A 1,758-nucleotide genomic window follows, 5' to 3' on the forward strand; every position below is an offset into this window, starting at 1 on the left:
TTACTTTTCTATCAGACAATCTGTGTGAGCACTGCGCGGGAAGGTATCTTCAGGTAAGGAGGTGATCCAACCGCAGGTTCCCCTACGGTTACCTTGTTACGACTTCACCCCAGTCATGAATCACAAAGTGGTAAGCGCCCTCCCGAAGGTTAAGCTACCTACTTCTTTTGCAACCCACTCCCATGGTGTGACGGGCGGTGTGTACAAGGCCCGGGAACGTATTCACCGTAGCATTCTGATCTACGATTACTAGCGATTCCGACTTCATGGAGTCGAGTTGCAGACTCCAATCCGGACTACGACGCACTTTATGAGGTCCGCTTGCTCTCGCGAGGTCGCTTCTCTTTGTATGCGCCATTGTAGCACGTGTGTAGCCCTACTCGTAAGGGCCATGATGACTTGACGTCATCCCCACCTTCCTCCAGTTTATCACTGGCAGTCTCCTTTGAGTTCCCGGCCGGACCGCTGGCAACAAAGGATAAGGGTTGCGCTCGTTGCGGGACTTAACCCAACATTTCACAACACGAGCTGACGACAGCCATGCAGCACCTGTCTCACGGTTCCCGAAGGCACTAAAGCATCTCTGCTAAATTCCGTGGATGTCAAGAGTAGGTAAGGTTCTTCGCGTTGCATCGAATTAAACCACATGCTCCACCGCTTGTGCGGGCCCCCGTCAATTCATTTGAGTTTTAACCTTGCGGCCGTACTCCCCAGGCGGTCGACTTAACGCGTTAGCTCCGGAAGCCACGCCTCAAGGGCACAACCTCCAAGTCGACATCGTTTACGGCGTGGACTACCAGGGTATCTAATCCTGTTTGCTCCCCACGCTTTCGCACCTGAGCGTCAGTCTTTGTCCAGGGGGCCGCCTTCGCCACCGGTATTCCTCCAGATCTCTACGCATTTCACCGCTACACCTGGAATTCTACCCCCCTCTACAAGACTCTAGCCTGCCAGTTTCGAATGCAGTTCCCAGGTTAAGCCCGGGGATTTCACATCCGACTTGACAGACCGCCTGCGTGCGCTTTACGCCCAGTAATTCCGATTAACGCTTGCACCCTCCGTATTACCGCGGCTGCTGGCACGGAGTTAGCCGGTGCTTCTTCTGCGGGTAACGTCAATCGATGCGGTTATTAACCACATCGCCTTCCTCCCCGCTGAAAGTACTTTACAACCCGAAGGCCTTCTTCATACACGCGGCATGGCTGCATCAGGCTTGCGCCCATTGTGCAATATTCCCCACTGCTGCCTCCCGTAGGAGTCTGGACCGTGTCTCAGTTCCAGTGTGGCTGGTCATCCTCTCAGACCAGCTAGGGATCGTCGCCTAGGTGAGCCATTACCCCACCTACTAGCTAATCCCATCTGGGCACATCCGATGGTGTGAGGCCCGAAGGTCCCCCACTTTGGTCCGAAGACGTTATGCGGTATTAGCTACCGTTTCCAGTAGTTATCCCCCTCCATCGGGCAGTTTCCCAGACATTACTCACCCGTCCGCCACTCGTCACCCAAGAGCAAGCTCTCTGTGCTACCGTTCGACTTGCATGTGTTAGGCCTGCCGCCAGCGTTCAATCTGAGCCATGATCAAACTCTTCAATTTAAAGTTTGATTTGCTGAAACAAGTTCAGCGATGCTCATCTGTAAAACGTCATAATGAATTTCATTATGTGTTCACTCGTGAGACTTGATATTTTTTACGTCCGGAGACGCTGATATCAATCCTGCGAGTGCCCACACAGATTGTCTGATAAATTGTTAAAGAGC

Annotated in this window: 1 rRNA gene; it reads right to left on the bottom strand. The window is 52.8% G+C overall.

From position 1 onward, the window contains the following. Positions 1–54: 54 nt before the first annotated feature. Positions 55–1,594, bottom strand: a 16S ribosomal RNA gene (locus ACCW76_RS20875). Positions 1,595–1,758 lie beyond the last annotated feature (164 nt).

This window comes from Pantoea sp. C8B4 (assembly GCF_051336905.1).
Classification (GTDB): Bacteria; Pseudomonadota; Gammaproteobacteria; order Enterobacterales; family Enterobacteriaceae; genus Pantoea; species Pantoea rwandensis_B.